This window comes from Streptomyces sp. NRRL S-495, from assembly GCF_000966955.1.
Taxonomy (GTDB): domain Bacteria; phylum Actinomycetota; class Actinomycetes; order Streptomycetales; family Streptomycetaceae; genus Kitasatospora; species Kitasatospora purpeofusca.
In genome coordinates, this window is record NZ_JZWY01000543.1 from 1 (window position 1) to 1,998 (window position 1,998).

Annotated in this window: 3 protein-coding genes; 1 reads left to right on the forward strand and 2 read right to left on the reverse strand. The window is 74.9% G+C overall.

The features are described from left to right. Window positions 1-230: 230 nt before the first annotated feature. Complete coding sequence (locus VR45_RS26685; RefSeq protein WP_045942384.1) at window positions 231-713, reverse strand: Rrf2 family transcriptional regulator; 483 nt, start codon at window positions 711-713, stop codon at window positions 231-233. Window positions 714-821: 108 nt separating this feature from the next. On the opposite strand from VR45_RS26685, the gene VR45_RS26690 reads away from it, so the two are divergent. After that, window positions 822-1,559 carry an SDR family oxidoreductase gene (locus VR45_RS26690; protein ID WP_045942385.1) on the forward strand — a complete coding sequence of 246 codons (738 nt, stop codon included), beginning with the start codon at window positions 822-824 and terminating at the stop codon, window positions 1,557-1,559. 135 nt (window positions 1,560-1,694) lie between these two features. Here the strand turns inward: VR45_RS26690 and VR45_RS26695 are convergent. Next, a partial coding sequence (locus tag VR45_RS26695) for an LUD domain-containing protein (RefSeq protein ID WP_045942386.1) occupies window positions 1,695-1,998 on the reverse strand: 304 nt, incomplete at its 5' end.

The window sequence follows — 1,998 nt, forward strand, 5'->3', positions numbered from 1 at the left end:
CGTCCAGCTGCCCGTCGCCGCCCGGGACGACCTCCCGCCCCGCGGCCTGCTCGAGCGCGTCGGCGGCCCGCTCCAGCACCGCGTGGTGCCCGGCCTCCGGCTGCCGGGCCGCGAACTCGCGCACCCACCCCGCCGGCCGCCGTGACGGCCGCACACCGGTGACCGGGCGTGCCGACGACCCGACGTTCCTGCGACCCCGGACCGACCCGGTCACCGGCCCGTCGTCCGGATCAGTCGGGGTTGCGCGCCAGCCAGGCGCCGACGGTGGGCAGTGCTTCGGGTCCGCTGCCGGCGGCCACGGTCGCGGCGAGGTCGGCGATCGTGACGGCGGCCAGTGAGGCGCGCCAGGCCGCGTCGGCGGCGCCCATCACCCGGGCGATGGGGCACGGCCCAGTGCACTTCTCGGGCGGGGTTCCCAGCGGGCCGCGTTGGCGGATCTCGGTGCAGACGAAGGCGGGGTCCGCCCCGTCGACGGCCTGCACCACGTCCAGTACGGATATCCCGGCGGGTTCCCGGGTGAGGACGTAGCCGCCGGTCTTGCCCTGCACCGAGTGCACCAGACCCGCGCGGGACAGGGCCTGGAGCTGTTTGGCCAGGTAGCTGGGCGACACGTCGTGCAGCGCGGCCAGTCGGGCGGCCGGCACCGGCTCCGCGGCCGCGGTCAGCACCACGCAGCAGTGCAGCGCCCACTCGACGCCACCCGACAGCTTCATTGCGCCTCCATTTGACTCGGACAAAGGATATCCGAGTAGTATCTCGGATAGAACTTGTCCGAGTTTGGGTCGGGTGTTCGCGCCCGGCCGGCGAAGGAAGGCACTCTCATGAAGATCACTGTCATCGGTACCGGCCTGATCGGATCCCAGCTCGCCGCCGAGCTCACCGCCCGGGGCCACGAGGTGACGACCGCCTCGCTCTCCTCCGGCGTCGACCTGCTGACCGGATCCGGTCTCGACGGGGCGCTCGCCGGTGCGGAGGCGGCCGTCAACGTCACCAACTCGCCCACCTTCGACGAGCAGTCGATCGCGTTCTTCCGCACCACGGTCGGCAACCTGCTGGCCGCAGGCGAGCGGGCCGGAGTGCGCCACCAGGTCGCGCTCTCGATCGTCGGCGTCGACCTGGTCCCCGACCTCGCCTACTACCGCGCCAAGACGCTCCAGGAGGAGCTGCTGCGCGGCGGCGCGACGCCCTGGTCGATCGTGCGCGCCACCCAGTTCTTCGAGTTCATGGAACCGACGATGTCCTGGACCTCGGACGAGGACGCCGTGCGCCTGCCCGCGACGCCGATCCAGCCGATCGCGAGCGCCGACGTCGTCACCGCGCTCGCCGACGTGGCCACCGGGGCGCCGCTCGGCGGCAGCCTGGATGTCGCCGGCCCCGACCGGTTCACGCTCGACGAGATCGGTCGCCTCACCCTGGCCGCCCGCGGCGACCGCCGCCCCGTCCTGGTCGACGACCGGGCGGGCCTGTTCGCCGCCGTCCCCGGCGACGTCCTCACACCGGGCCCCGGCGCCCGGCTGGCCCCCACCCACTACCGGGACTGGCTGGCGGCGGCCCGCTGACCGAGGGCCACCGCCAGCCCGGAGCCCGCCGGACCGGGGAACGGCGGGCCGGAGGCGGACGCCCGGGGGTGCCTGGGAGGACCGGGGAGGACCGCTCCCGTTCCGGCCCGGCGTTCCCACGCGCCCGCCCCGCCGTCAGCCGGTCCGGTCCTCCACCAGGACGACGTCCGGCCGGCGCGGGCCGTGCACGCCCTCCACCCGGTCGGGCTCGATGTCACTGGTCGCGGACGGACCCGAGTTCCAGGTCCGCGGGTGGGTGGGGTCGAGTCGGGGCAGTGCGCGCGGCAGCGAGGCGACCACCTGGTCGGCGCGTACCACGCAGACGTGGTGGTCCGGTACGAGGGCGAGTACGCGCCGGCCCTGGGCGGCCCCCGCGCGCAGCACGATGGTGCCGGTCTCGGCGATCGCCAGGGCGCAGCCGGTGAGCGCGCTGTCGACC